Source organism: Xanthomonas sp. F10 (assembly GCF_014206815.1).
In the GTDB taxonomy this organism is placed as follows: Bacteria; Pseudomonadota; Gammaproteobacteria; order Xanthomonadales; family Xanthomonadaceae; genus Xanthomonas_A; species Xanthomonas_A indica.
This window is the reverse complement of the sequence record NZ_JACHNP010000002.1, coordinates 1,179,428-1,201,235: the sequence shown is the minus strand read 5'-3', so window position 1 is coordinate 1,201,235 and position 21,808 is coordinate 1,179,428. Positions and strand designations below refer to the sequence as shown.

Below are 21,808 nucleotides of genomic sequence, written 5' to 3'. Positions count from 1 at the left end.
GTCTTCCCTCCCCCCACTGCCGAGTCTGCCTACCGATGAAGCGCCCTCCCCTACTCGCCCTGTTGCTGCCGCTTGCCGCGGCCGTGTCGTTCTCCGCCTGTGCCACGCCGGCCGCCGACGCGCCGGCTGCTGCGTCCGACTGCAGCGTGCGCGCCGAACCCGGCGACGATCTGCAGGCCGCCATCGACCGCGTCCCCAACGACGGCAAACCCGCCACGGTGTGCCTGAGCGCCGGCGAATTCCCGGTCGGCAAGCTGCTGTCGATCCAGCGCGACGGCCTGCGCCTGCGCGGCCAGGGCGACAGCACCGTGCTGCGCATGCGCGATCACGTGCAGCAACCCACCATCGTCATCGGCGACTACCAGAACGAGCGCCCCATACGGCCGATCCGCGACGTGCGCGTGGAGCAGTTGCAGATCGTCGGCGGCACCATCGACAAGGAGTTCATGCCCGAGCGCCCGTACCTGAGCAACAGCCTGGTGGTGGTGCGCAACGGCCAGAACATCCAGCTGACCCACCTGCGGGTGAGCAAGTGCCGCAGCGCCTGCCTGCTCAGCGAGTTCGACAGCCGCGACCTGCTGATCGCGCACAACGACGTGTCCGGCGCGATCTGGGACGGGGTGTCGTTCAACCGCACCGCCAAGGTCAAGCTGATCGACAACGTGATCCACGACAACGTCGCCGCCGGCATCACCACCGAGCACCTGGAAGACAGCGAGATCCGCGACAACCGCCTGGAGCGCAACGGCAGCCAGGGCGTGTACCTGGCCGACGCGCGCCGCAACCTGTTCGCGGGCAACCAGTTCATCGACAACAAGGGCGCCGGGCTCTACCTGACCTGCTCGATCCGCCAGCGCACGCCGCAGATCCTGTGCTGGGACAACAGCATGAGCCAGGACAACACCTTCGAGAACAACACCTTCCGCGGCAATCCCTACACCTACACCATCGGCGTGGACAGCGCGGCCAACTGCACCGGGCCGGACTTCCGCCCCAACCTGTGGCGCAAGAGCAACCAGGCCGATGCCTCGGGCATCGACATCCAGCCCGAACGCTACGGCCACTGCGTGCGCTTCGAGTAAGCGCGCTGCTGCCTCGCCGCCCTGCCGCCCTGCCTGTCTCGGCAGGGCGGCAGGGCGCGGTCGTGCCGCGGCTGACGCGCGGCATGCGTCCGGCGCGTGCAGGGCGCTGCCCTCTCCCTGGTACCGCATGACCGCCGGCCATGGCCCGGGCGGCGCACGCATCCGACGAAGGCGCTAAAGCTGTGCCTGCAGCGGCCGCTATCCGGTGACGACACCCCAGCGACCGACGGATCGCGCTGGACCACCGCACCGGCCGTGCCGCGCAGACGCTGGAGTGCCGCGGCGCTCTCTGGAGAGCAGATGAACTACCACCTGCATGTTCGCCGCACGCTCGACACGCCGATCCTGGCGCTCCAAGGCCTGACCCTGTGCGCCTGGCTGGTGCTGCTACTGTGGAATCCCTACCTGAGCCGACCGCTGGACTCGCGCTACGCGCTGGCCTTCGTCGCCATGCTGGGCAGCTGTGTGGTCATGCGCATGGCCAGGCAAGCCTGGCAATGGCGGCTGGGCGCGTTCCTGTCGGTGATCGCGTTCGACGCCGCGTTCCGGCTGCAGCTGCACCACATGGGCGGCGCCAGCCTGGCCTGGCTGCTGCCGGTGGCGGTGACCCTGTGCCTGGGCTACAGCGTGCTGTTCTCCAGCACGCGCGACTACCTGCTGGCGCTGGCCTGCACCTGGGCGATCATGCTCGGCTGGCACGACAGCCTGGTGCCGACCGCGGCCGACCTGCCGCTGCTGGAACTCCTGGTGGCGGCGGTGACGATCGTCGGGTTGGCCCTGAACCGCATCGTCGTCACCGCCATGCGCAGCACCCACGCGCAGCGGGAAAGCGATCGGCGCCTGGCCGCGACCGATGCGCTGACCGGCCTTCCCAACCGGCGCGCGCTGCTGGCCGACCTGCAGGCGGCGACCGGGACGCAGCAGGCGGTGCAGTTGGCCATGCTGGAGATCCACGACCTCGAGCAGATCGGTATGCAGCACGGCCACCACGTCGGCGATGCGCTGCTGCAGGCACTGGCGACGGAACTGCTGCGATTGGATCCGCGCTGCCGCGTCGGCCGCCTCGGCGGCGAAGAATTCGGCTTGCTGTTCGAAGGCGTGTCGCAGGCCAAGGCGCGCGAACGGCTGCAGCGCCTGCAGCAGCGGATCCGCGGCGTGCGCGTGGATGGGGTCGGCTTCACCTGCAGCATCGGCCTGGCATCGCTGCCAGTCGGTGGCGAGCTGTCCGACCTGCTCGCCCGCGCCGACCGTGCGCTGTCCGCTGCCCGACAGGACGGCCATGGCAACCTCCGCCTCGACGGCGCCGCAAGCGCCTTTCCTGGCACGCCCACGTTCGCGGGCAGCGTCGATCTGCCGGCAGCCACGCCGCCGTAAGCCCGCGGCAGACGTTGCGCTTGCTCCGGGCGCAAGCGCGGCAGTAGCGCGCATCTGCGCCTAGACACAGCAGGTGCGTGCAGCGCCGCCCTTGTCCGCGCGTCGCACGCCGCCGCTACACGGCCCGCCACAGCAGGCGCAGGCCCAATCCGCTCATCAACACTGCACTGAGCCGATCCAGCGGCCGCCGCGCGCGCAGCCACCAGCGCCGAGGCGCCGGCGCGGACAGCGCCCCGGCCACCACTGCAAACCAGGCCGCATCGATGGCGAAGGCCAGCAGCGGCAGCACGACATAGTCGGCCGGCACGTGCTGCGCCGGCAGCAGCGCGGCGAACAGGCCGGCGAACACCAGCGCGGTCTGCGGGTTGCCGAGCTGGGTCAGCACGCCCATGACGAAGGCCGAACGCACGGCTGGCACCTCCTGTGCCAGCGCGACGACCGGCGCCGGCGTCCGCCACGCCCGCCAGGCCAGCCACAGCAGATAGGCGGCACCGGCGATCGACAGCGCACGGTGCAGCGCCGGCACCCGTTCCAGCACCGCCTGCAGGCCGAACAACGCCGCCAGCGCGAACAGGGCGCACCCCACGCCCATGCCCAGTGCCGCGGCGAATCCGGCCGCGCGCGAGCGTCCGGCGGCCAGCCGCGCCACCAGCAGGAAGCTCGCGCCGGGGCTGATCGCCCCCAGCAGCAGCACGCCGGCGATCGCCAGCAGGCTGGCAGCGGTCATCCCAGCGCCTGCGCGTGCACCCCGGCCACCGCGCGGCCGGAGGGATCGGCCATGGCCGCGAAGCTGGCGTCCCAGGCGATCGCCGCTGGCGAGGAGCAGGCGATCGACTTGCCGCCGGGCACGGTCTCGGCCGCGGCCGGGGTCGGGAACACGCGCTCGAACAGGCTGCGGTAGTAATAGGCTTCCTTGGTCTGCGGCGGGTTCACCGGGAAGCGCTTGTCGGCCGCGGCCAGTTCGCGGTCGCTGACCTGGGCCTCGGCGTGCGCCTTCAACCCATCAATCCAGCCATAGCCGACGCCGTCGCTGAACTGCTCCTTCTGCCGCCACAGGATCGACTCGGGCAAGTAGCCCTCGAAGGCTTCGCGCAGCACCGCCTTCTCGATGCGCTTGCTGCCGTCGGCGCGGGTGCCGGCCATCTTGTACTGGGCGTCCATGCGCATGGCCACGTCCAGGAACTCCACGTCCAGGAACGGCACGCGCGGCTCCACGCCCCAGGCCATCATCGACTTGTTGGCGCGCAGGCAATCGTAGTTGTAGAGGGCGTCGAGCTTGCGGATCAGCTCCTCGTGGAACTCGCGCGCGTTGGGCGCCTTGTGGAAATACAGGTAGCCGCCGAAGATCTCGTCGCTGCCTTCGCCGGACAGCACCATCTTCACGCCCATCGCCTTGATCCGCCGCGCCAGCAGGAACATCGGCGTGGAGGCGCGGATGGTGGTGACGTCGTAGGTTTCGATGTGCCGGATCACCTCCGGCAGCGCGTCCAGGCCTTCCTCGAAGGTGTACTCGAAGCCGTGATGCACGGTACCCAGGGCCTCGGCGGCGATCGCCGCGGCGGCCAGGTCCGGCGAGCCCTTCAGGCCGATCGCGAACGAGTGCAGGCGCGGCCACCAGGCCTCGGCCTCGTCGTTCTCCTCGATGCGCTTGCGCGCGAAGCGCGCGGCCACCGCCGCCACCAGCGACGAATCCAGCCCACCGGAGAGCAGCACGCCATACGGCACGTCGGTCATCAGTTGGCGGTGCACGGCGCGCTCGAAGGCCTCGCGCAGTTCCTGCTTGCCGACCTCCACGCCCTGCACCGCGGCGTAGTCGCGCCACGGCTTGCGGTAGTACTGCACGAGTTCGCCGCTGGCGCTGTCGTAGTAGTGGCCCGGCGGGAACTGGGCGACGTCGGCGCAGCTGTCGGCCAGCGACTTCATCTCCGACGCCACGCGCAGCCGGCCCTGCGCGTCATGGCCCCAGTACAGCGGGCACACGCCCATCGGATCGCGCGCGATCAGCACGCGGCCGGCGGCCTTGTCCCACAGCGCGAAGGCGAAGATGCCGTTGAGGCGGTTCAGCAGCGCGTCCGGCGTGGTCTCGCGGTACAGCGCGTTGATCACCTCGCAGTCCGAGCCGGTCTGGAAGGCGTAGGGCTGGGCCAGTTGCTTCTTCAGTTCGCGATGGTTGTAGATCTCGCCGTTGACCGCCAGCGCCAGTTGCCCGTCGTCGGAGAGCAGCGGCTGCGAGCCGCCGGCCGGGTCGACGATGGCCAGGCGCTCATGCACGAGGATGGCGCCGTCGTCGACATACACGCCGCTCCAGTCCGGGCCGCGGTGGCGCTGCCGCTGCGAGCAGTCCAGCGCCTGCCGCCGCAGGGCCTGCAGGTCGTCGCCCGGTTGCAGGCCGAAGATGCCGAAGATCGAACACATGGGAAAGCTCCTGATCGTGGGGTGGTGGTCGCGAGGGATGCACACTCCAGGCACAAAAAAACCCGCATCGGCCGATGCGGGTTTTCTGGTGGCTGGGCGTGGTGTTTCTGGTAGCGCCTAGTCGCAGACCCGCATCGGCCGCGCACGATTATTCGCCAGCGCGTTATTGCGGCCGTTGGCGGTGGTCGAGCGGAGGATGGACAGCGAGGTCATGGGGCGACCGTAACCCGGCACGCGGGCGGGCGCAACTGTTACCGCAGCAACCGTTCGACCAGGCGCAGGTACAGATCCGGCAGCGCCTCCAGGTCGGCCACGCGCACGTGCTCGTCGACCTGGTGAATGCTGGCGTTGACCGGACCGACCTCGATGCACTGCGCGCCCAGCGGCGCGATGAAGCGTGCATCGGAGGTGCCGCCGCCGGTGCTCTCCTCCGGCGGCGCGCCGGCGACCTCGCCCAGCACCTCGCGCGCCACCCGGCGCAGTGTGCCTTCCGGGGTGTAGAACGGTTCGCCGCTGCGGTGCCAGCGCAGGCTGTAGTCCAGGCCATGGCGATCGAACAGCGCGGCGATCTCCGCCTCCAGCCGCGGCGCGTCCCAGTGCGGGGTGTAGCGCAGGTTGAAGGCGACCTGCAATTCGCCGGGAATCACGTTGTTGGCGCCGGTGCCGGCGTGCACGTTGGAAATCTGCAGGCTGGTCGGCGGGAAGCTTTCGTAGCCGTCGTCCCAGTGTCGCGCGACCAGATCGGCCAGCGCCGGCGCGGCCAGGTGGATCGGGTTGCGCGCCTTGTGCGGATAGGCCACGTGCCCCTGCACGCCACGCACGCGCAGTGCGCCGGAAAGGCTGCCACGGCGGCCGACCCGCAGCAGGTCGCCAAGCCGTTCGGTGGACGAGGGTTCGCCGGTGATGCACCAGTCGATGCGTTCGCCGCGCTCGGCGAACACGCGCGCCACGTGGCGCACGCCGTCGATCGCATCGCCTTCCTCGTCGCTGGTCAGCAGCAGCGCCAGTGTGCCCGGGTGCTGCGGCTGCGCGGCTACGAACCGCTCGGCGGCGACCACGAACGCGGCCACGCTGCCCTTCATGTCGGCAGCGCCGCGTCCGTACAGCACGCCGTCGCGCACCTGCGGAACGAACGGATCGCTGGCCCAGGCCTCGCGCGGTCCCGGCGGCACCACGTCGGTATGCCCGAGCAGCGCCAGCACCGGACCGTCGCCGCCGCGGTGGGTCGCCCACAGGTTGTCGACCTGCCCGCAGCGCAGCCGCTCGATGACGAAACCGGCGCGTTGCAGCCGCTGCGCGATCAGTTCCTGGCACCCGGCATCGTCGGGGGTGACAGACGGGCGGGCGATCAGGTCGCAGGCGAGTTCAAGGACATCGGACATGCAGGACACCGTTGGAAGACACGAGGGAGACGCGATGAGGATCGCCAGCGGCAGCGTCGCGTACGGACGACACCGGAAACGCAGTGTACGAGCGGTGCTGGCGGATTCGAAGGGTCTGCCAGTGTCGCCTGGCGGATGTGCGGCGCGGTCGCGGCTTCGCTACGACGCGACGCCCGGCCAGCGCATGCACTGCACGCGCACCGCGAACGCCTCGTTGCCCGGCATGCGCCCGCCGTGCACACCGGTTTCGACGAAACCGCAGGCCCGGTAGAACGCCAGCGCCGCGGCATTGCCTTCCAACAATTCCAGGGTCAGGCCGGCTGGGCTGGCGTCCTGCACTGCCGTCACCAGCGCCTGGCCGACGCCGCGCCGACGTGCGGTTGGGTCCACGTACAGCCAGGCCAGTTCCTCGCCATCGTCGGCGACGAAGCCGAGCACCTGGCCCTGCCACTCGGCGACCTGCACGCGGTAGTCGAACAGGGCCTCGCGCTCGGCCGCGATCGGCAGTGGCAGGAACGCCTCCACCAGGCCCGCCGCCTGCAGTTCCTGCAGACGCGCGGCATCGTGGATGGCGCACAGCCGCGTCCAGTCCTCGGCCCGATACGGGCGGATGTTCACGCCACCCCGAATCGCTGCTTGAAACCGTTGTCGGAGAAGCCCTGGCTGAGCCGGCCGTCGTCGGTCACCACCACCGGCCGCCGGATCAGCTGCGGATACTCGCGCAGCAGCAACTTCCACTCGGCATCGGAGCCAGGTGTCTTCTTGTTGTCGGGCAGTTGCCGCCAGGTGGTGGAGGACTTGTTGACCAAGGCGTCGAACCCGCCGGCCTGGCCGGCCCAGTCCAGCAGGGTCTCCGGCGTCGGCTTGTGCTCGCGGTAATCGACGAAGGTGTAAGCCACGCCGAAGCGGTCCAGCCACTTGGTCGCTTTCTTGCAGGTGTCGCAGTTCTTCAATCCGTACAACGTCGTCATCGAAACATCCCTTCAAACGAGGAAGCGTGGCTAACAACACGTTGCGAGCAACCGACAGATGGGCGGGACGGCGCGCGCAGGAACCGGAGTGTACAAGTGCGTCCATGATTCCGAGCACCGTCCCCGCTCGCCTGGCGGCTGCGCAGCAGATTCGTTAGCCGCTCCAAGCCGCTCTCCCATCGGGAGAGGGGTTGGGGTGAGGGTCGGTGCGCCGTGCTGCCATGGCACATGCAGACAGCCCGCGTTGCCTCACCGCCCGCGAACGCCATCGGTTCCGTCGCTGCTGTGAGAAGGGCGATCGGACAGCCACCTCTCTAGACCAAGCCTCACTGCGCCGGCAGTTCCTGTAGCTTCGCCGAGTCGATCCGCCAACGCAGTTGCGCGGCCGAGGCCCCGTCCACCCCATTGACCCGGCGCAGCACGTAGTTGCCCCGAAAGCGTTGCCGCGTGCCGTCGGCCAGCGTCGCTTCCACGGTGACCGGCACCGGCTGATACACCGAGCCGGCGGCACCGTCGCTGGCGCCGAGCGCGCCGATCGTCACCGTCACCGCACGGGTCCTGGCGAAGCCGGCCTTGAACGCGTCGTAGGACTGCCCCGGGCGCCCGTCCTCGCCCCATTGCTGCCAGGCCACCGGGTAGTCGCGCGCGTTGATCGCCGCGTAGTAGCGCCGCACCACGTCGGCCGCTGCCTGCGGGCTGTCGGCGGCCGCACCGCACTCGGCGGTGGTCGGTCCGTCGCGGCCGAGCAACGCGCAACTGCGGGCGATCTCGTCGTCGATCATGGCGCAGCTGTTGGCGGCATTGCAGGGCGGATGCGTGGCCGGCGACACCGCGCGGCAGGTGGCCACGCGCGCCGCCGCGGCATCGGCACCGATCTCGGCGGCGCAGGACAGCGGCTCGCCGGCGCCGGCGCTCTCTGCGGTCGTCGCAGGCAGTTGCGCAGGCGCAGGTGTCGCGGCCGAAGCAGGGTTTGGCGCAGCGTCCATCGCAGTGGGCGTGTGGGCACCCGCAGGTGCCGCTGGCGCCGGTGCGCCCTCACGACCACATGCGGACAACGTAAACGCTACCGTCATCCAACAAGCCCATTTCATCTTCCGCATCGGTGTCTCCTGTCGGCACAGTGGCAGCATCCGGCAACGGTCTACGCCAGGCATCGTCGGCCCGATCCGCATCGCCGCGGCAGCGCTCGAACCCGCGTGTGGCAGCGTATCCGGCCACCGATGTACGCCGGGTGTGCGCCCTTCCCTGGCCGCGAGACCGCGAGTCCTGCGAGACAATGGCCTCGCGCCGTGCGACGACCACATCATGTGCCTGGCCTACCCGCAGACAGCGCACTGGCAGTGGATTCGCCGGAGGTTCGGCATACCGGATGCCGATGACGACGGAAGCCACAGCGTGGTTTATCGCCTTTGCGTTTGCTTTTGATCTACCGGGTTCCCTTCCGCAGCGGCGGATGGACCGGGGAAACACCCGAAGGGCGGCGCACAGGGATGTGCGCCGTTCGCGGCAGGGGCAGGGCTCGCCGGGAGAAGGCGAAGCACTGCTTCGCCCCAGCGGGCGGGCCGGCGCCGTGAGGCGACTGCCCCGGACTTGGCTGCAACGCAGCCAAGCCCCTTCCGCGAATCCCCGGTGCATCCGCGGACCCGGAGCGCGTAGCGCGGAGGGCGCAAGGCAGGGCGCGCTTGACCAGCCTTCGGCTGTGGTGAAGCACTTCTCTTGGTTACTTTTCTTTGCACGAGCAAAGAAGCGCTTCTCAGCAGCCGAAGGCTGATCAAAGTAACTCGCCCGCAAGGGCGAAAGCCTTTGCTGCTTCCTGAAGCTCAAGGCATATAAAGCGGCTTCAACGTCAACGCAATGCGGTGCCGCGGGGCAGCTCGTCTCCGCGAATGTCACGCCCTATGCACCAGACACCAACACGCACAATAACCGCGCAACACACAAAGGCCCCCACCTGACCACGAAGTCGACAGGAAGCAGCACACCAAAGCGAGACCGGGGTTGCCCCGGTCTCACCATCCTCAGTCAGCCAACCCACGCAGCAAATCGTTGACGCTGGTCTTGCTCCGAGTCTTGGCATCGACCTGCTTGACGATCACCGCGCAGTACAGCGAGTGCGAGCCGTCCTTGGACGGCAACTGCCCGGACACCACCACGCTGTACGGCGGCACGTAGCCGTAGGAGATCTCGCCGGTGGCGCGGTTGTAGATGCGCGTGCTCTGGCCCAGGAACACGCCCATGCCGATCACGCTGTGGTGGCCGACCACCACGCCCTCCACCACCTCCGAGCGCGCACCGATGAAGCAATGGTCCTCGATGATGGTCGGGCTGGCCTGCAGCGGCTCGAGCACGCCGCCGATGCCGGCGCCGCCGGACAGATGGCAATGCTTGCCGATCTGCGCGCAGGAACCGACCGTGGCCCAGGTGTCGACCATGGTGCCCTCGCCCACGTGCGCGCCGATGTTGGTGAAGCTCGGCATCAGCACCACGTCCTTGCCGAAATAGCTGCCGCGGCGCGCCACCGCGCCCGGCACCACGCGCACCCCGGCCTTGCGGAACTCGGCTTCGTGGTAGCCGGCGAAGCGCGCTTCCACCTTGTCCCAGAACGGCGCCGGCTGCGCTTCCACCACTGCCATCTCGTTGACCCGGAAGTACAGCAGCACCGCCTTCTTCAGCCACTCGTTGACCTTCCAGCCGCCGTGCCCGTCCGGCTCGGCGACGCGGAACTCCCCGCTTTCCAGGCCATCGATGATGCGGTTGACCACCGGCCGGGTCGAGCCCTCGATCTCGTCCAGGGTCAGCGTGGCGCGGCGCTCGAAGGCGCTGTCGATGGTGAACTTCAGCTCGTCGGCGCTGGGAAGGGAGGCCGGCTTGGCGCGCAGCGGCTTCGGCACGGGCTTGGCGGGCTTGGCTGCCGCGGTCGGCGCCGCAGGCTTCGCGGCAGCCGGCTTGGCCGGCGTCTTGGGTGCCGGCTTCTTCGTGGCCGCCGTCTTGGCAGCGGGCGTCTTGGCGGCAGGCTTCTTGGTGGCCATCAGCGGGGGTCTCCAGGCGGGGTATCGGGGTCCAGACAGGCCTGCAGCGCGGCCTGCAGCGCCTGGCGGGAGGCGTCGGGCAACGGCAGGTTGTGCTCGTCGGTGATGTGGAACAGGTCCTCGGCGCGCTCGCCGAAGGTGGCGATGCGCGCGTCGTGCACACGCAGGTGATGCCGGCGCAGCACCTGGGCCACGTCCGACAGCAGCCCGGGCCGGTCCGGCGCGACCAGGCTGAGCCGGGTCGGGCGGCCGTCGAGGCTCTCGCGGAATTCGATGCGCGGGGCGAAGCGGAAATGCCGCAACTGCCGCGGCATCACCCGCCGCGCCGGGCGCAGGCGCGCCAGGTCGCCGGCCAGCGCCTCGCGCAGCGCGGCCTGCAGTTGCACCAGGTCGCCGCTGGCGAAGGCATCGGCGGGCATCACCTCGAAGGTATCGAAGATCGCCTCGTGCGGGGCATCGAGCACGCGCGCGCGGTGGATGCCGTAGCCGAGCCGGTCCAGGGTCATCACGATCGCGGCGAACAGGCCGTCGCGATCCGGCGAGTACACGAACACTTCCAGCGCCGCGTCGTCGGGGGTGACCGGACGCACCTTGACCAGTGTGCCGCCCAGTTCCACCTCCATCAGCGAGGTGGCCTGCCAGGCCAATTGCTCGGGACGGAAGCGCAGGAAACTCTCGTCGGGCATGCCGGCGAACTGGCGATCGATGGTGACGTCGTCGTGGCCCTGCAGGTGCATCAGCGCGCGCGTGGCTTCGCGCGCCTCCTGCAGGCGCTCGGCGATCGGCAATGGATGCTCCAGGCCCTCGCGCAGGGCGCGGCGCGTAGCGAAGTACAGATCGGCCAGCAGCCGGTCCTTCCATGCGTTCCACAGCTTGGGGCTGGTGCCGGCGATGTCGGCGCAGGTGAGCAGATACAGATAGTCCAGCCGCTCGCGATCGCCGACCAGGCTGGCGAAGCGATGGATCACCTCCGGATCGGCGATGTCCTGCTTCTGCGCGGTCACCGACATGCGCAGGTGCTGCTCGACCAGCCAGGCGACCAGGTCGGTGTCGGCGGCGCTGAGCGCATGCGCGGCACAGAACGCGCGCGCATCCACCGCGCCCAGTTCCGAATGGTCGCCGCCGCGGCCCTTGGCGATGTCGTGGAACAGGCCGGCCAGCAGCAGCAGTTCCGGCTTGCGCAGCCGTGGCCAGACTTCATGCGCGATCGAGAAGCGTTCGTCGGCGCGCGCGTTGGCGAACACCGCCATGTTCTTCAGCACCATCAACGTGTGCTGGTCGACCGTGTACACATGGAACAGGTCGAACTGCATGCGCCCGGAGACCTGCGCGAACGCCGGGATCCACTGCCCGAGCACGCCCAGCCGCGCCATCCGGGTCAGCGTCTGCACCGCGCGCGGGCCGCGCAACAGCGCCAGGAAGCGCTCGCGCGCGGTCGGGCTGGCGTCGGCGTAGGCCGGCAGATGCGGCAGCGCCTCTGCCAGCGCGCGCGCGGTCAGCGAATGCAGGCCGCGGATCTCGCCGTGCGCGGCCCATGTGGCGAACAGCGCGAACACCTGCACCGGATCGGCCTGCGGCCAGCGTTCGTCGTCGGCGGCCAGGTAGCCGCGGCGCAGCGAGAAACCGCCGTCCAGCGGCTGCGGTTGCGCCTCGCCGTCGAACTGCTCCTCGAAGCGCTGCAGCAAGCGGTCGCTGAGCCGGCGCACGATCGCCGCGCTGCGGTAGAAGCGCTGCATCATCTTCTCCACGCCCAGGCTCTCGGGGTCGTCGGAGAAGCCCAGGCGCTGCGCCAGGGTCTTCTGGTAATCGAAGCGCAGGCGCTCTTCCGTGCGATTGGCGACCAGGTGCAGCCCGTAGCGCAAGCGCGCCAGCTCGCGGCGCTCGCGGCGCAGCGCGGCGGCTTCGTCGCCGCCGACGTGGCCCAGCCCGATCAACGGCTCCAGGTCGCGCACGCCGAACGCGCGCAGCGCCATCCAGCCCAGCGTGTGCAGGTCGCGCAGGCCGCCGGGGCCGTCCTTGATGTCCGGCTCCAGGTTGTCGGCGGTATCGCCGAAGCGCTGGTGGCGGGCCTGCAGTTCCTCGCGCTTGGCCATGAAGAATTCGCGCGGCGGCCACACCCGCGGCGGCGCGATGGCGGCCGCCAGCGCCGCCTTGGCCGCGGCGTCGGCCTGCAGCGGGCGCGCCTCGATCAGCGCGGTCAGCACGGTCTGGTCGGCGCAGGCCGCCGTGCACTGCGCGGCCGAGCGCACCGCATGGCTCACCGGGACGCCCGCGTCCCACAGCAGCGGGAACAGCCGCGCCAGCGCCGGTTCGTACGCAGGATCGAGCTCGCCGAAGACCAGCAGGTCGATGTCCGAGCGCGGGAACAGTTCGCCGCGGCCGTAGCCGCCGACCGCGAACAGCGCCAGCCCGGCCTCGCGCGGCACGCAGCGGCTCCAGGCATGGCGGATCAACTGGTCCAGCGCGCGTGCGCGCAGCGCCAGCAGGCGATCGATGTCGTCGCCCTGGTCGAAGCGCTTGCTCAGCCGCGCATCGGTCTGCACCAGCAGTTGCCGGACCGCGGCCGCCCAGCCGGCGTCATCGACGCCGGCGTCGGGCATGCCGGCATCGGCACCGGCCGGCAGCAGGCTCACGGTTCGCCGAGACCGCCCGGCGACAGGGTCAGCACCTCCACCCCATCCTCGGTGACGGCGACCATGTGCTCCCATTGCGCCGAGAGCTTGCGGTCCTTGGTGACCACGGTCCAGCCGTCCGGCAGCACGCGGGTGTAGCGCGTGCCCTCGTTGATCATCGGCTCGATGGTGAAGGTCATGCCCGGCTTCAGCACCAGGCCATCGCCCGGCCGGCCGTAGTGCAGCACCTGCGGTTCGTCGTGGTAGACCTTGCCGATGCCGTGGCCGCAGTACTCGCGCACCACGCTGAAGCGCTCGCTCTCGGCGTACTGCTGGATGGCATGGCCGATGTCGCCGAGCGTGGCGCCCGGCTTCACCGCGCGGATGCCGCGCCACATCGCCTCGTAGGTGGCTTCGATCAGGCGCCGCGCCATCACCGAAGGGGTACCCGCGCAGTACATGCGACTGGTGTCGCCGTGCCAGCCGTCCTTGATCACGGTGACGTCGATGTTGACGATGTCGCCGTCCTTCAGGACCTTGCTCTCGCTGGGGATGCCGTGGCAGATCACGTTGTTCACCGACGTGCACACGGTCTTCGGAAAGCCGCGGTAGCCGACGTTGGCCGGCACCGCCCCCTGCACCTTGACGATATGGTCGTGGCAGATGCGGTCCAGCTCGGCGGTGGTGACGCCGGGCTTCACGTACGGGCCGATCAGGTCCAGTACCTCGGCGGCCAGGCGGCCGGCCACGCGCATCTTCTCGATGTCCTGCGGAGTTTTCAGATTGACGGTCATGGTCGTCATTATCGCTCATCCCGGCGCTGGCTGAACGCGCCGCGCGCGTTGGCGGTTTTCCGGCGCCTCGGCCTCGCCGGCGCCGCTTTCATCGCGCTGAACGCGGGTTCCTGTGTTTTCCGTCCCATGTGAAATCTGGATAAAGATCCATAAAAGTGTGAACTGGCCCGCATTTTGCACCGGCAGCGGCACCGGCGGTTGTCCGCCTTCACCGAAGAACCCTGCCATGTACCTCTTCCATCGCGTGCTTGCCTTCCTCGTGCTGTTCGCCGCCGGCACCGGCCTGGCCTGGGCCCAGTCCGACTCGCGCACCTTCAACGTCAAGATCCAGATCACCAGCGTCTGCGACATCCAGACCGCCCCGACCGACGTGGATTTCGGCAGCGTCAATTCGAACCAGACCGCGATCAACAGCACCGGCACCTTGAACGTGCGCTGCACCTCCGGCACGCCGTACAACATCGCGCTCAACGCCGGCTCCGGCTCCGGCGCCACGGTCACCACCCGCACCATGGGCAGCGCCGCCGCCGGCAACACCACGCGCGTGCCCTATGCGCTGTATCGCAACGCCGCGCGCACGCAGAACTGGGGCTCGACCATCGGCACCGATACCCAGGCCGGCACCGGCAATGGTGCGGTGCAGCCGATCACCGTCTACGGCCAGGTCGCCAACACCAACTACCCTGCCGGGTCATACAGCGACGTCGTCACCGCCACCGTCAGTTGGTAACCGGAGCCGCCTGCATGCAAGTGCGACTGCATTCCTTCCTGCGCCTGCCGGCGCTTGCCGCGCTGTGGCTGGCGGCGGCCGGCGCGGCCGTGGCGGCGAGCCTGCAGGTGGCACCGACGTCGGTGTCGCTGCGCGCCGAGGAGACCGCGCAAGGCGTCTGGCTGAGCAACAGCGGCGACGTGCCGCTGCGCGCGCAGGTCCGCGTGTTCCATTGGCAGCAGCGCGACGGCGAGGACGTGCTCGATCCCAGTGACCGCATCGCGATCAGCCCGCCGATGCTGGAACTGGCACCGCATTCGCGGCAGCTGGTCCGGGTGATCCGCCTGGATCCCGCGCCCGGCGCCGGCGAGGACGCCTACCGCATCCTGGTCGACGAGTTGCCCAGTCAGGACGCCAGCGGCACCGCCAGCGCCGGGCTGCAGTTCGTGCTGCGCTATTCGGTGCCGGTGTTCCTCAAGCCGGCCGTGACCACCGCACCGGCACTGCGCGCGCGGGTGGTCCGCGAGAGCGCGGGCGCGGCGCTGGAAGTGCGCAATCAGGGCAACGGCCACGCGCAGTTGGTGGACCTGCAGTTCGTCGCCGGCGATGGGCAACGCAGCGCCATCGCCGCTGGCCTGGCCGGCTACGTGCTGCCGGGCCAGCGCAAGCGCTGGCCGCTGCCGGCGGCACTGGCGCAGACACAGGGAACGTTCGAGGCCAGGATCAATGGCGAGCCACGCGCGCAATCGCTGGTCGTGGACGCCGCGGCGCCTTGAGCTGTTGCTGGCCCTGTGGGCCGGCACCACCGCGCTCGCCGTCGCCCAGCCCCAGACCCTCCCCCCGGCCCAGGCCGCTGCGCCGGCGCAGGAGACCCTGTACCTGGAGGTCACCCTGAACCAGACCCGCCAGCCCGGCCTGTTCCAGTTCCAGCGCGAGGGCGAGCAACTGCGCGCCAGTGCCGCGACCCTGCGCCAGCTCGGCCTGCGTGTGGACGGCAGCGACGCCTCCGCGGCGATCGCCCTGGGCGACCTGGACGGCGTGCGCTTCCGCTACGACGCCAGCCTGCAGCAGGTGGCCATCGATGCGCCGGTGGCGCTGCTCGACGTCGCCACCACCCGGATCGACGCCCGCGGCGGCGTGCCGTCGCTGCCGGCGACCAGTTCGCCTGGCGCCCTGCTCGACTACGACCTCTATGCCAGCCACCAGGGCAGCGCCAGCAATCTCACCGCCAGCGGCGAACTGCGCGTGTTCGGCCTGGGCGACGGCCTGCTGCGCCAGTCCTTCGTCGGCCGGCTGTACCGCGAGCCGCAGCAGGACTGGCGCGCCCAGGCGATCCGCCTGGACACGCAGTGGCAGTGGTCGCTGCCCGAGCGCATGACCAGCGTGGTGCTGGGCGACACCTTCAGCAGCAGCACCAGTTGGAGCCGCACCCTGCGCCTGGGCGGGGTGCGGGTCGGCAGCGACTTCGGCCTGCAGCCGTATCGCGCGATCACCCCATTGCCGGAATTCCTCGGCGAAGTGGCGGTGCCGTCCAGTGTGGACCTGTACGTCAACGGCATCCGCCAGTACGGCGCGCAGTTGCCGGCCGGGCCGTTCCAGCTGTCCGCCGCGCCGGGCGTGGACGGCGCCGGCAATGCCCAGGTGGTGATCACCGACGCCTACGGCCGCACCCGCTCGCTGGCCTTTCCGTTCTATGCGACCCAGGATCTGCTGGCCAGCGGCCTGACCGACTGGTCGCTGGCGCTGGGCAAGGTGCGCGAGGAGTACGGCGTCGCCGATTTCGCCTATGCCGGCGACACGGTCGGCAGCGCCAGCTGGCGGCGCGGCGTCGGGCCGCGCTTCACCGCCGAGGCGCATGCCGAAGCCGGGGCCGGCGTGCGCAACGCCGGCGTCGGCGGGCTGTGGCTGCTGCCGCGCGCCGGCGTGTTCGGCGCCTCGCTGGCGCACGGCAGCGGGGCCGGCCAGCAAGGCCTGCAATATGCGCTCAGCTACCGCTGGAACAACGGCCGCTTCAACCTGGCACTGGATACCCAGCGCGCCCAATCCGGCTACCGCGACGTAGCCGCGCGCTATGGCGCTGCGCCGCCGCGGATCAGCGAGCGCGCCCTGTTCGGCAGCAGTTGGAACGGCCTGGGCAGCATCGCCCTGAGCTATGTACGGCTGGCCTATCCGGACAGCGACGACCAGCGCTACGCCAGCCTGTTCTGGACCCGCGCCCTGCCACGGCAATCGTCGTTGAACCTCAGCATCAACCAGAACCTGGACCAGGCCAGCGACCGCAGCGTGTACCTGGGCTGGTCGGTGGCGCTGGGCGGCCGCCGCCAGGCCGGCGTCGCCATGCAGCGCATCGGCGCGCGCACCAGTGCGACGGCCGACCTCAGCCAGGCGGCGGCCGCCGACGGCGGCAGCGGCTGGCGGCTGCAGGCGCGCGGCGGGCAGGACGGCGGCGGCGGCCTGGCCGAAGCCAGCTGGCGCGGCGCCAGCGCCCGCTACGCCGGCGGCATCGCCAGCACCGGCGGCCAGACCTACGGCTACGCCGAGGCCTCGGGCGGCGTGGCCTGGATCGGTGGCGGCTGGTTCCCTGGCCGCGATCTCGACCAGGCCTTCGCCCTGGTCTCCACCGGCGGCGTCGCCGACGTGCCGGTGTTGCTGGAGAACCGGCCGATCGGCCGCACCGATGCGCGCGGCTTCCTGTTGGTCACGCCGCTGCTGGCCTGGCAGCACAACCGGCTGTCGATCGATCCGATGCGCCTGTCGGCGGACTTGCGGCCGGAGCAGGTCGACCAGATCGTGGTGCCGCGCGACCGCACCGGGGTGGTGGTGGCGTTCCCGATCCGCCGCAGCGATGGCGTGCTGGTGCAACTGCACGACGCCGACGGCGTGCCGCTCCCGGTCGGCAGCCGGGTGCATGGACCCGGGGTCGACACGGTGGTCGGCTACGATGGCCAAGCTTATGTAGAAGGACTCGGCGCCGGACGCAACGACCTGGAGGTGGACATGCACGGCAGCCGTTGCCGGTTCCGGATCGAGCGCACGACACCGGCGCCGCCCACTCGGCTGGGCCCGCTGCGCTGCCTGCCGGAGACCACGCCGTGAGCGCGCGCGTCTGGCGCCTGCTGCTGCCTGCCCTGCTGCTGGCGGCCACGGCGTTGCTGCCATCGCGCGCCGCGGCCACCACCACCTGTACCGCGCAGGCCACGGCACTGAGCTTCGGTACGCTCTCCGACAGCGCCGCCACCGATGCCACCGCACAGATCGTGGTCACCTGCCAGACCGGCGCGATCAGCGTGCTGGGCACCATCTACGTGCGCATGTGCCTGAACATCGACGAAGGCGCGCAAGGCGGCGGTCTCGGCATCACCCCGCGGCGCATGCTCAACCCGCTCAACGACAGCCTCGGCTTCCAGCTCTATCGCGACAGCGCGCGCAGCCTGATCTGGGGCAGCACGCTGAGCGGCTCCACGCCGCTGCAGGTGGACCTGACCTACTCGTCGCTGGCGACCGGCGGCAGCGGCACCGCCACCTACACCCTCTACGCGCGGGTGCCGCTGCAAAGCGGCATCGCCACCGGGCTGTACCAGAACAGTTTCAGCGGGGTGTACACCAACCTGCAGTACCGCTATGACGAACCGCTGATCGGCAACCCCGCGGTGATACCCACCTCCTGCACCACCGGCGGCAAGGGCGGCGGCACCTCGGTGCAGTTCCCGTTCGTGGCCAGCGCCACCGCCGCGCCGACCTGCACCATCGCCAGCATCGCCGACCTGGATTTCGGCACCCAGGCGGGCCTGATCGACACGCCACTGAACTACACCACCGCGCTCAGCATGAACTGCCGCTACCGCACCGCCTGGCAGGTCAGCCTGGACAACGGCCAGAACGCCAGCGGCACGGTGCGGCGCATGCGCAGCGCCAGCGGCCAGTACCTGACCTACGAGCTGTACCGCGACGCTGCGCGCACCCAGCGCTGGGGCAGCACCCTGAACACCGACACCCAGACCGGCACCGGGACCGGCAGCGCGCAGTCGCTGACCCTGTATGGCCAGGTGCCGGCCCAGCAGACCCCGGCCCCGGGGAGCTACAGCGACGTGGTCAAGGTCACCGTCACCTACTGAGTCCTGAACGGGGCCGCGACGCGGGTCAAGTTGCCGGGATGGGAGCCGTTATCGATTGTGTCTACTTCGGAGCCCCGATCGATGCGCCTGCCGTTTCTACGACCGCTGCTGTTGGCGAGCCTGTGCGTGGCCGGCGTCGACGCGGCGGCGCAGCCCACGGTCGCCAGCGGCAGCGCCACGTTGCGGATCGGCATCCGCATCGAGCGCAGTTGCGAGATCGGCACCGCCGTCGGTGCCCAGCCGGGGACGCTGCCGACGATCGCCTGCAACCGCCCGCTGGCCTACCAGGTCAGCATCGATGGCGCGCCCGTGCCCAGTGCCGGGACCGCGCTCGCGTTGGGCCTGTCCACGACCGGCGCCGCGCCGCGCGACACGGCGCGCTACGCCACGGTCGCGTTCTAGTGGGCGGTGCCCGCCGATTGCGCACGCGCCTGCTGCCGGCGCTGCTGCTGGCGCTGGCCGGCAGCGCCGAAGCGGCTGGCGTGCGCATCAGTCCGACCCTGGTGCAACTGGCGCCGGAGGAGACCAGCACCGAGATCTGGCTGAACAACACCCAGGACCGCCCCTGGCAGGCACAGGTCCAGGTGTACCGCTGGCAGCAGAGCGACGGGATGGACGCGCTGGACAGCACCGACGAGGTGCGTACCAGCCCGCAATCGATCGACATCCCGGCGCAGGGGCGGCAACTGCTGCGACTGGTGCGCACCGGCCCCGGCGCCGCCACCGAGCGCGCCTACCGCCTGGTGCTGGAGGAACGCGCCGCGCCGCCCGACGCCGCAGCGCCTGCACCCGCCACGCCAGCCGCGCCCCTGCTGCTGCGCTATTCCACGCCGGTGTTCCTTCGCCCAGCGGACCCGGCAGCCGCGCCGCGCCTCAGTGCCCACCTGATCACCGGCGCGCGCGGGCCGGAACTGGTGGTGCACAACCGCGGCAGCGCCCATGCCCGGCTCAGCGACCTGAGCTTCATCGGCGCCGACGGCCGCACCCAGACCCTGTTCCCCAGCCTCGCCGGCTACATCCTGGCGGGCGCCTACAAGCGCTGGCCGCTGCCGGCCGCCGCAGCCGCCCCCGGCGGCCGCTTCGCGGCGCGGCTGGACGACCAAGCGCCGCTGCAGCCGCTGCCGGCCGAATGAGCCGCCCGGCGCATTGCGCCACCGCCCCCCGCCAGGTATAGTGCGCGGCTTCGTCGTGCCTGTCATCGGCCGATGGACCGTCCACGCCGGACGCACCGGCGAATTCACACCTGCCGCCATCGCCCGTGCCGGGGTGCTCCGCGAGGAGTTCGGCCACGGAGGCGGCAGGGAGGCCCAACCCCGGAATCGTCGTGCGGCCCGCAAGGCCGCCGTCATGCGCGCGCTTCACCCATCCCTGCCCGCGCACGGCCGGTTCCCCATCAGGAGTCACTGCAATGCCCCAGGTCACCATGCGTCAGATGCTGGAAGCCGGCGTCCACTTCGGCCACCAGACCCGCTACTGGAACCCCAAGATGGCGCCGTACATCTTCGGCGCGCGCGGCAAGATCCACATCATCAACCTCGAGAAGACGGTTCCGCTGTTCAACGACGCGATGAACTTCATCTCCAGCGTCGCGCAGAAGCGCGGCACCATCCTGTTCCTGGGCACCAAGCGCAGCGCCCGCGACGCGGTGAAGGAAGAAGCCGAGCGTTGCGGCCAGCCGTTCATGACCCAGCGCTGGCTGGGTGGCACGCTGACCAACTTCCGCACCGTCAAGCAGTCGGTGGCGCGCCTGAAGGAGCTGGAAGCGGCCGAAACCGACGGCACCTTCGACAAGCTGGTCAAGCACGAAGTGCTGACCCTGCGCCGCGAGCGCGACAAGCTGGAAGCCTCGCTGGGCGGCATCAAGGAAATGAACCGCCTGCCCGACGCCCTGTTCGTCATCGACATCGGCCATGAAGACATCGCCATCAAGGAAGCCAAGAAGCTCGGCATCCCGGTGATCGCGGTGGTCGACACCAACTACAACCCGGACCTGGTGGACTACGCCATCCCGGGCAACGACGACGCCATCCGCGCCGTGCAGCTGTACGCCCGTGCCGCCGCCGACGCCGTGCTGGAAGGCAAGGCCGCTGCGCCGAACGCCGCCAGCGTGCGCGAGGAAGAGTTCGCCGAGGGCGGCGACGACAAGGGCCGCGGCCCGCGCAAGAACGGCAAGAAGGCCGAAGAGACCGCTCCCGCCGCCGAGTAACCGGCGCGCCATGCGGCTGCGCGATCATGCGCAGCCGCTGCCCGGCGCGTTCGGCGCGCCCGGCTTCGCGAGCGCCGCCTGCGGCGCCCGCTTCCCAGATCTACCGGCCGGCCGCAAGCCGGCCTTTTCCCACCTTTCGTGAGGACATCCCGTGGAAATCACTGCTTCCCTGGTCAAGGAACTGCGCGAGCGCACCGGCGCCGGCATGATGGAGTGCAAGAAGGCACTCACCGAGAACGCCGGCAACATCGACAACGCCGCCGAGTGGCTGCGCAAGTCGGGCCTGGCCAAGGCCGACAAGAAGGCCGACCGCGTCGCCGCCGAAGGCCGCATCGCGATGGCCCAGGACGGCGGCAAGGCGGTCCTGGTCGAAATCAACTCCGAGACCGACTTCGTCGCCAAGGACAACAACTTCCTGGCCTTCACCGATGCCGTGGTCCAGGCCGCCCTGGCTTCCAGCGCCGCCGACGTCGAAGCGCTGAAGAGCGCCAAGCTGCCCAGCGGTGAGACCGTCGAGGAAGCCCGTGCCGCGGTCATCGCCAAGGTCGGCGAGAACGTGCAGGTGCGCCGCCTGGTGCGCATCGACAGCGCCAACAACGTCGCCGCCTACGTGCACGGCGGCCGCATCGGCGTGCTGGTCGAGGTCAAGGGCGGCGACGCCGACCTGGCCCGCGGCATCGCCATGCACATCGCGGCGATGAACCCGCCGCACGTCAAGGCGTCCGACGTCCCGGCCGAGTTCGTGGCCAAGGAAAAGGAAATCGAGCTGGCCAAGATGTCCGAGAAGGACAAGGCCAAGCCGGCCGACATCCTGGAGAAGATCATCAGCGGCAAGATCGCCAAGATCGTCAACGAAGTCACCCTGTACGGCCAGCCCTACGTGCTGAACACCGACCAGACCGTGGAGCAGGCGGTGAAGGCCGCCGGCGCCGACGTGGTCGGCTTCCAGCGCCTGGCGGTGGGCGAAGGCATCGAGAAGGTGGTGGAAGACTACGCCGCCGAAGTGATGAAGCAGGCCGGCCTGGCCTGATCCCGCACCCGGGAAGAAAAGAGCCGCGCACTGTCGCGGCTTTTTTTTTGCGGGTGTACGCTGCGCGGGCTGGGACAGGCCGCTGCCCC

General features: G+C 70.2%; 20 protein-coding genes and 1 other RNA gene. 10 read left to right on the top strand and 11 right to left on the bottom strand.

Translation table 11 applies throughout. From position 1 onward, the window contains the following. The first annotated feature begins 35 nt into the window (after positions 1-35). Positions 36-1,082: a right-handed parallel beta-helix repeat-containing protein gene (locus FHR56_RS16470; RefSeq protein WP_160945812.1), complete on the top strand. Its 1,047-nt coding sequence runs from the start codon at positions 36-38 to the stop codon at positions 1,080-1,082. 300 nt (positions 1,083-1,382) lie between these two features. Beyond that, entirely contained in the window at positions 1,383-2,456 is a 1,074-nt protein-coding gene (locus tag FHR56_RS16465) for a GGDEF domain-containing protein (RefSeq protein WP_160945811.1), read from the top strand. Between the two features lie 115 nt (positions 2,457-2,571). Here FHR56_RS16465 and FHR56_RS16460 read toward each other — a convergent pair whose 3' ends face one another. From FHR56_RS16460 to FHR56_RS16410, 11 genes are all read right to left on the bottom strand, one after another. Continuing rightward, a complete protein-coding gene (locus FHR56_RS16460; RefSeq protein WP_160945810.1) occupies positions 2,572-3,183 on the bottom strand; it encodes a LysE family transporter in 612 nt (203 codons plus the stop codon). Further along, a complete protein-coding gene (asnB, locus tag FHR56_RS16455) occupies positions 3,180-4,871 on the bottom strand; it encodes an asparagine synthase B (RefSeq protein WP_160945809.1) in 1,692 nt (563 codons plus the stop codon). Before asnB ends, FHR56_RS16460 begins: the two co-directional genes overlap by 4 nt. A 251-nt stretch (positions 4,872-5,122) precedes the next feature. Beyond that, entirely contained in the window at positions 5,123-6,253 is a 1,131-nt protein-coding gene (dapE, locus tag FHR56_RS16450; RefSeq protein WP_160945808.1) for a succinyl-diaminopimelate desuccinylase, read from the bottom strand. Between the two features lie 159 nt (positions 6,254-6,412). After that, positions 6,413-6,871: a GNAT family N-acetyltransferase gene (locus FHR56_RS16445; protein ID WP_160945807.1), complete on the bottom strand. Its 459-nt coding sequence runs from the start codon at positions 6,869-6,871 to the stop codon at positions 6,413-6,415. Continuing rightward, the gene (locus tag FHR56_RS16440; protein WP_019797108.1) at positions 6,868-7,224 is read right to left on the bottom strand and encodes an arsenate reductase; all 357 of its coding nucleotides are present in this window, start codon (positions 7,222-7,224) and stop codon (positions 6,868-6,870) included. Before FHR56_RS16440 ends, FHR56_RS16445 begins: the two co-directional genes overlap by 4 nt. A gap of 28 nt (positions 7,225-7,252) precedes the next feature. Beyond that, a non-coding RNA gene (locus FHR56_RS16435) (sX9 sRNA) lies at positions 7,253-7,330 on the bottom strand. A gap of 220 nt (positions 7,331-7,550) precedes the next feature. After that, a complete protein-coding gene (locus FHR56_RS16430) occupies positions 7,551-8,210 on the bottom strand; it encodes a hypothetical protein (RefSeq protein WP_237473049.1) in 660 nt (219 codons plus the stop codon). 1,032 nt (positions 8,211-9,242) lie between these two features. Beyond that, positions 9,243-10,253 (bottom strand): 2,3,4,5-tetrahydropyridine-2,6-dicarboxylate N-succinyltransferase, encoded by a 1,011-nt coding sequence (dapD, locus tag FHR56_RS16425; protein ID WP_160945805.1) that lies wholly within the window; start codon positions 10,251-10,253, stop codon positions 9,243-9,245. Further along, positions 10,253-12,853, bottom strand: coding sequence for a [protein-PII] uridylyltransferase (locus tag FHR56_RS16420; protein ID WP_160946050.1), 2,601 nt, complete (start codon positions 12,851-12,853; stop codon positions 10,253-10,255). Before FHR56_RS16420 ends, dapD begins: the two co-directional genes overlap by 1 nt. 29 nt (positions 12,854-12,882) lie before the next feature. Next, entirely contained in the window at positions 12,883-13,659 is a 777-nt protein-coding gene (gene map, locus FHR56_RS16415; RefSeq protein ID WP_160946051.1) for a type I methionyl aminopeptidase, read from the bottom strand. A gap of 15 nt (positions 13,660-13,674) precedes the next feature. Continuing rightward, positions 13,675-13,887 carry a hypothetical protein gene (locus FHR56_RS16410; protein WP_160945804.1) on the bottom strand — a complete coding sequence of 71 codons (213 nt, stop codon included), beginning with the start codon at positions 13,885-13,887 and terminating at the stop codon, positions 13,675-13,677. On the opposite strand from FHR56_RS16410, the gene FHR56_RS16405 reads away from it, so the two are divergent. The 8 genes from FHR56_RS16405 (at position 13,886) to tsf (ending at position 21,719) form a co-directional block, all read left to right on the top strand. Next, a complete protein-coding gene (locus FHR56_RS16405) occupies positions 13,886-14,389 on the top strand; it encodes a spore coat U domain-containing protein (RefSeq protein ID WP_019796707.1) in 504 nt (167 codons plus the stop codon). The two genes, FHR56_RS16410 and FHR56_RS16405, sit on opposite strands and share 2 nt — an antisense overlap. Positions 14,390-14,403: 14 nt before the next feature. Continuing rightward, a complete protein-coding gene (locus tag FHR56_RS16400; RefSeq protein WP_160945803.1) occupies positions 14,404-15,144 on the top strand; it encodes a molecular chaperone in 741 nt (246 codons plus the stop codon). Beyond that, positions 15,095-17,464, top strand: coding sequence for a fimbria/pilus outer membrane usher protein (locus FHR56_RS16395; protein WP_184502669.1), 2,370 nt, complete (start codon positions 15,095-15,097; stop codon positions 17,462-17,464). Before FHR56_RS16400 ends, FHR56_RS16395 begins: the two co-directional genes overlap by 50 nt. Further along, positions 17,461-18,483 carry a spore coat U domain-containing protein gene (locus tag FHR56_RS16390; RefSeq protein WP_160945801.1) on the top strand — a complete coding sequence of 341 codons (1,023 nt, stop codon included), beginning with the start codon at positions 17,461-17,463 and terminating at the stop codon, positions 18,481-18,483. The genes FHR56_RS16395 and FHR56_RS16390 overlap by 4 nt, the downstream gene beginning before the upstream one ends. Positions 18,484-18,564: 81 nt before the next feature. After that, on the top strand, positions 18,565-18,885 hold the full coding sequence (locus tag FHR56_RS16385) for a hypothetical protein (protein WP_160945800.1): 321 nt from the start codon (positions 18,565-18,567) through the stop codon (positions 18,883-18,885). A 17-nt stretch (positions 18,886-18,902) separates the two neighbouring features. After that, positions 18,903-19,616, top strand: a complete 714-nt coding sequence (locus tag FHR56_RS16380) for a fimbria/pilus periplasmic chaperone (protein ID WP_160945799.1) — start codon at positions 18,903-18,905, stop codon at positions 19,614-19,616. A gap of 275 nt (positions 19,617-19,891) precedes the next feature. Beyond that, on the top strand, positions 19,892-20,689 hold the full coding sequence (rpsB, locus tag FHR56_RS16375; RefSeq protein WP_017908839.1) for a 30S ribosomal protein S2: 798 nt from the start codon (positions 19,892-19,894) through the stop codon (positions 20,687-20,689). Between the two features lie 151 nt (positions 20,690-20,840). Beyond that, entirely contained in the window at positions 20,841-21,719 is an 879-nt protein-coding gene (gene tsf / locus FHR56_RS16370; protein ID WP_160945798.1) for a translation elongation factor Ts, read from the top strand. Positions 21,720-21,808: the final 89 nt, after the last annotated feature.

Excerpts from the sequence above, each read along its gene's own strand:
- FHR56_RS16470 (WP_160945812.1), top strand. The coding sequence starts at position 36 with ATGAAGCGCCCTCCCCTACTCGCCCTGTTGCTGCCGCTTGCCGCGGCC.
- FHR56_RS16465 (WP_160945811.1), top strand. The coding sequence starts at position 1,383 with ATGAACTACCACCTGCATGTTCGCCGCACGCTCGACACGCCGATCCTG.
- FHR56_RS16460 (WP_160945810.1), bottom strand. The coding sequence starts at position 3,183 with ATGACCGCTGCCAGCCTGCTGGCGATCGCCGGCGTGCTGCTGCTGGGG.
- asnB (WP_160945809.1), bottom strand. The coding sequence starts at position 4,871 with ATGTGTTCGATCTTCGGCATCTTCGGCCTGCAACCGGGCGACGACCTG.
- dapE (WP_160945808.1), bottom strand. The coding sequence starts at position 6,253 with ATGTCCGATGTCCTTGAACTCGCCTGCGACCTGATCGCCCGCCCGTCT.
- FHR56_RS16440 (WP_019797108.1), bottom strand. The coding sequence starts at position 7,224 with ATGACGACGTTGTACGGATTGAAGAACTGCGACACCTGCAAGAAAGCG.
- FHR56_RS16430 (WP_237473049.1), bottom strand. The coding sequence starts at position 8,210 with ATGGACGCTGCGCCAAACCCTGCTTCGGCCGCGACACCTGCGCCTGCG.
- dapD (WP_160945805.1), bottom strand. The coding sequence starts at position 10,253 with ATGGCCACCAAGAAGCCTGCCGCCAAGACGCCCGCTGCCAAGACGGCG.
- FHR56_RS16420 (WP_160946050.1), bottom strand. The coding sequence starts at position 12,853 with ATGCCCGACGCCGGCGTCGATGACGCCGGCTGGGCGGCCGCGGTCCGG.
- map (WP_160946051.1), bottom strand. The coding sequence starts at position 13,659 with ATGACCGTCAATCTGAAAACTCCGCAGGACATCGAGAAGATGCGCGTG.
- FHR56_RS16405 (WP_019796707.1), top strand. The coding sequence starts at position 13,886 with ATGTACCTCTTCCATCGCGTGCTTGCCTTCCTCGTGCTGTTCGCCGCC.
- FHR56_RS16410 (WP_160945804.1), bottom strand. The coding sequence starts at position 13,887 with ATGGCAGGGTTCTTCGGTGAAGGCGGACAACCGCCGGTGCCGCTGCCG.
- FHR56_RS16400 (WP_160945803.1), top strand. The coding sequence starts at position 14,404 with ATGCAAGTGCGACTGCATTCCTTCCTGCGCCTGCCGGCGCTTGCCGCG.
- FHR56_RS16395 (WP_184502669.1), top strand. The coding sequence starts at position 15,095 with ATGGCGAGCCACGCGCGCAATCGCTGGTCGTGGACGCCGCGGCGCCTT.
- FHR56_RS16385 (WP_160945800.1), top strand. The coding sequence starts at position 18,565 with ATGCGCCTGCCGTTTCTACGACCGCTGCTGTTGGCGAGCCTGTGCGTG.
- rpsB (WP_017908839.1), top strand. The coding sequence starts at position 19,892 with ATGCCCCAGGTCACCATGCGTCAGATGCTGGAAGCCGGCGTCCACTTC.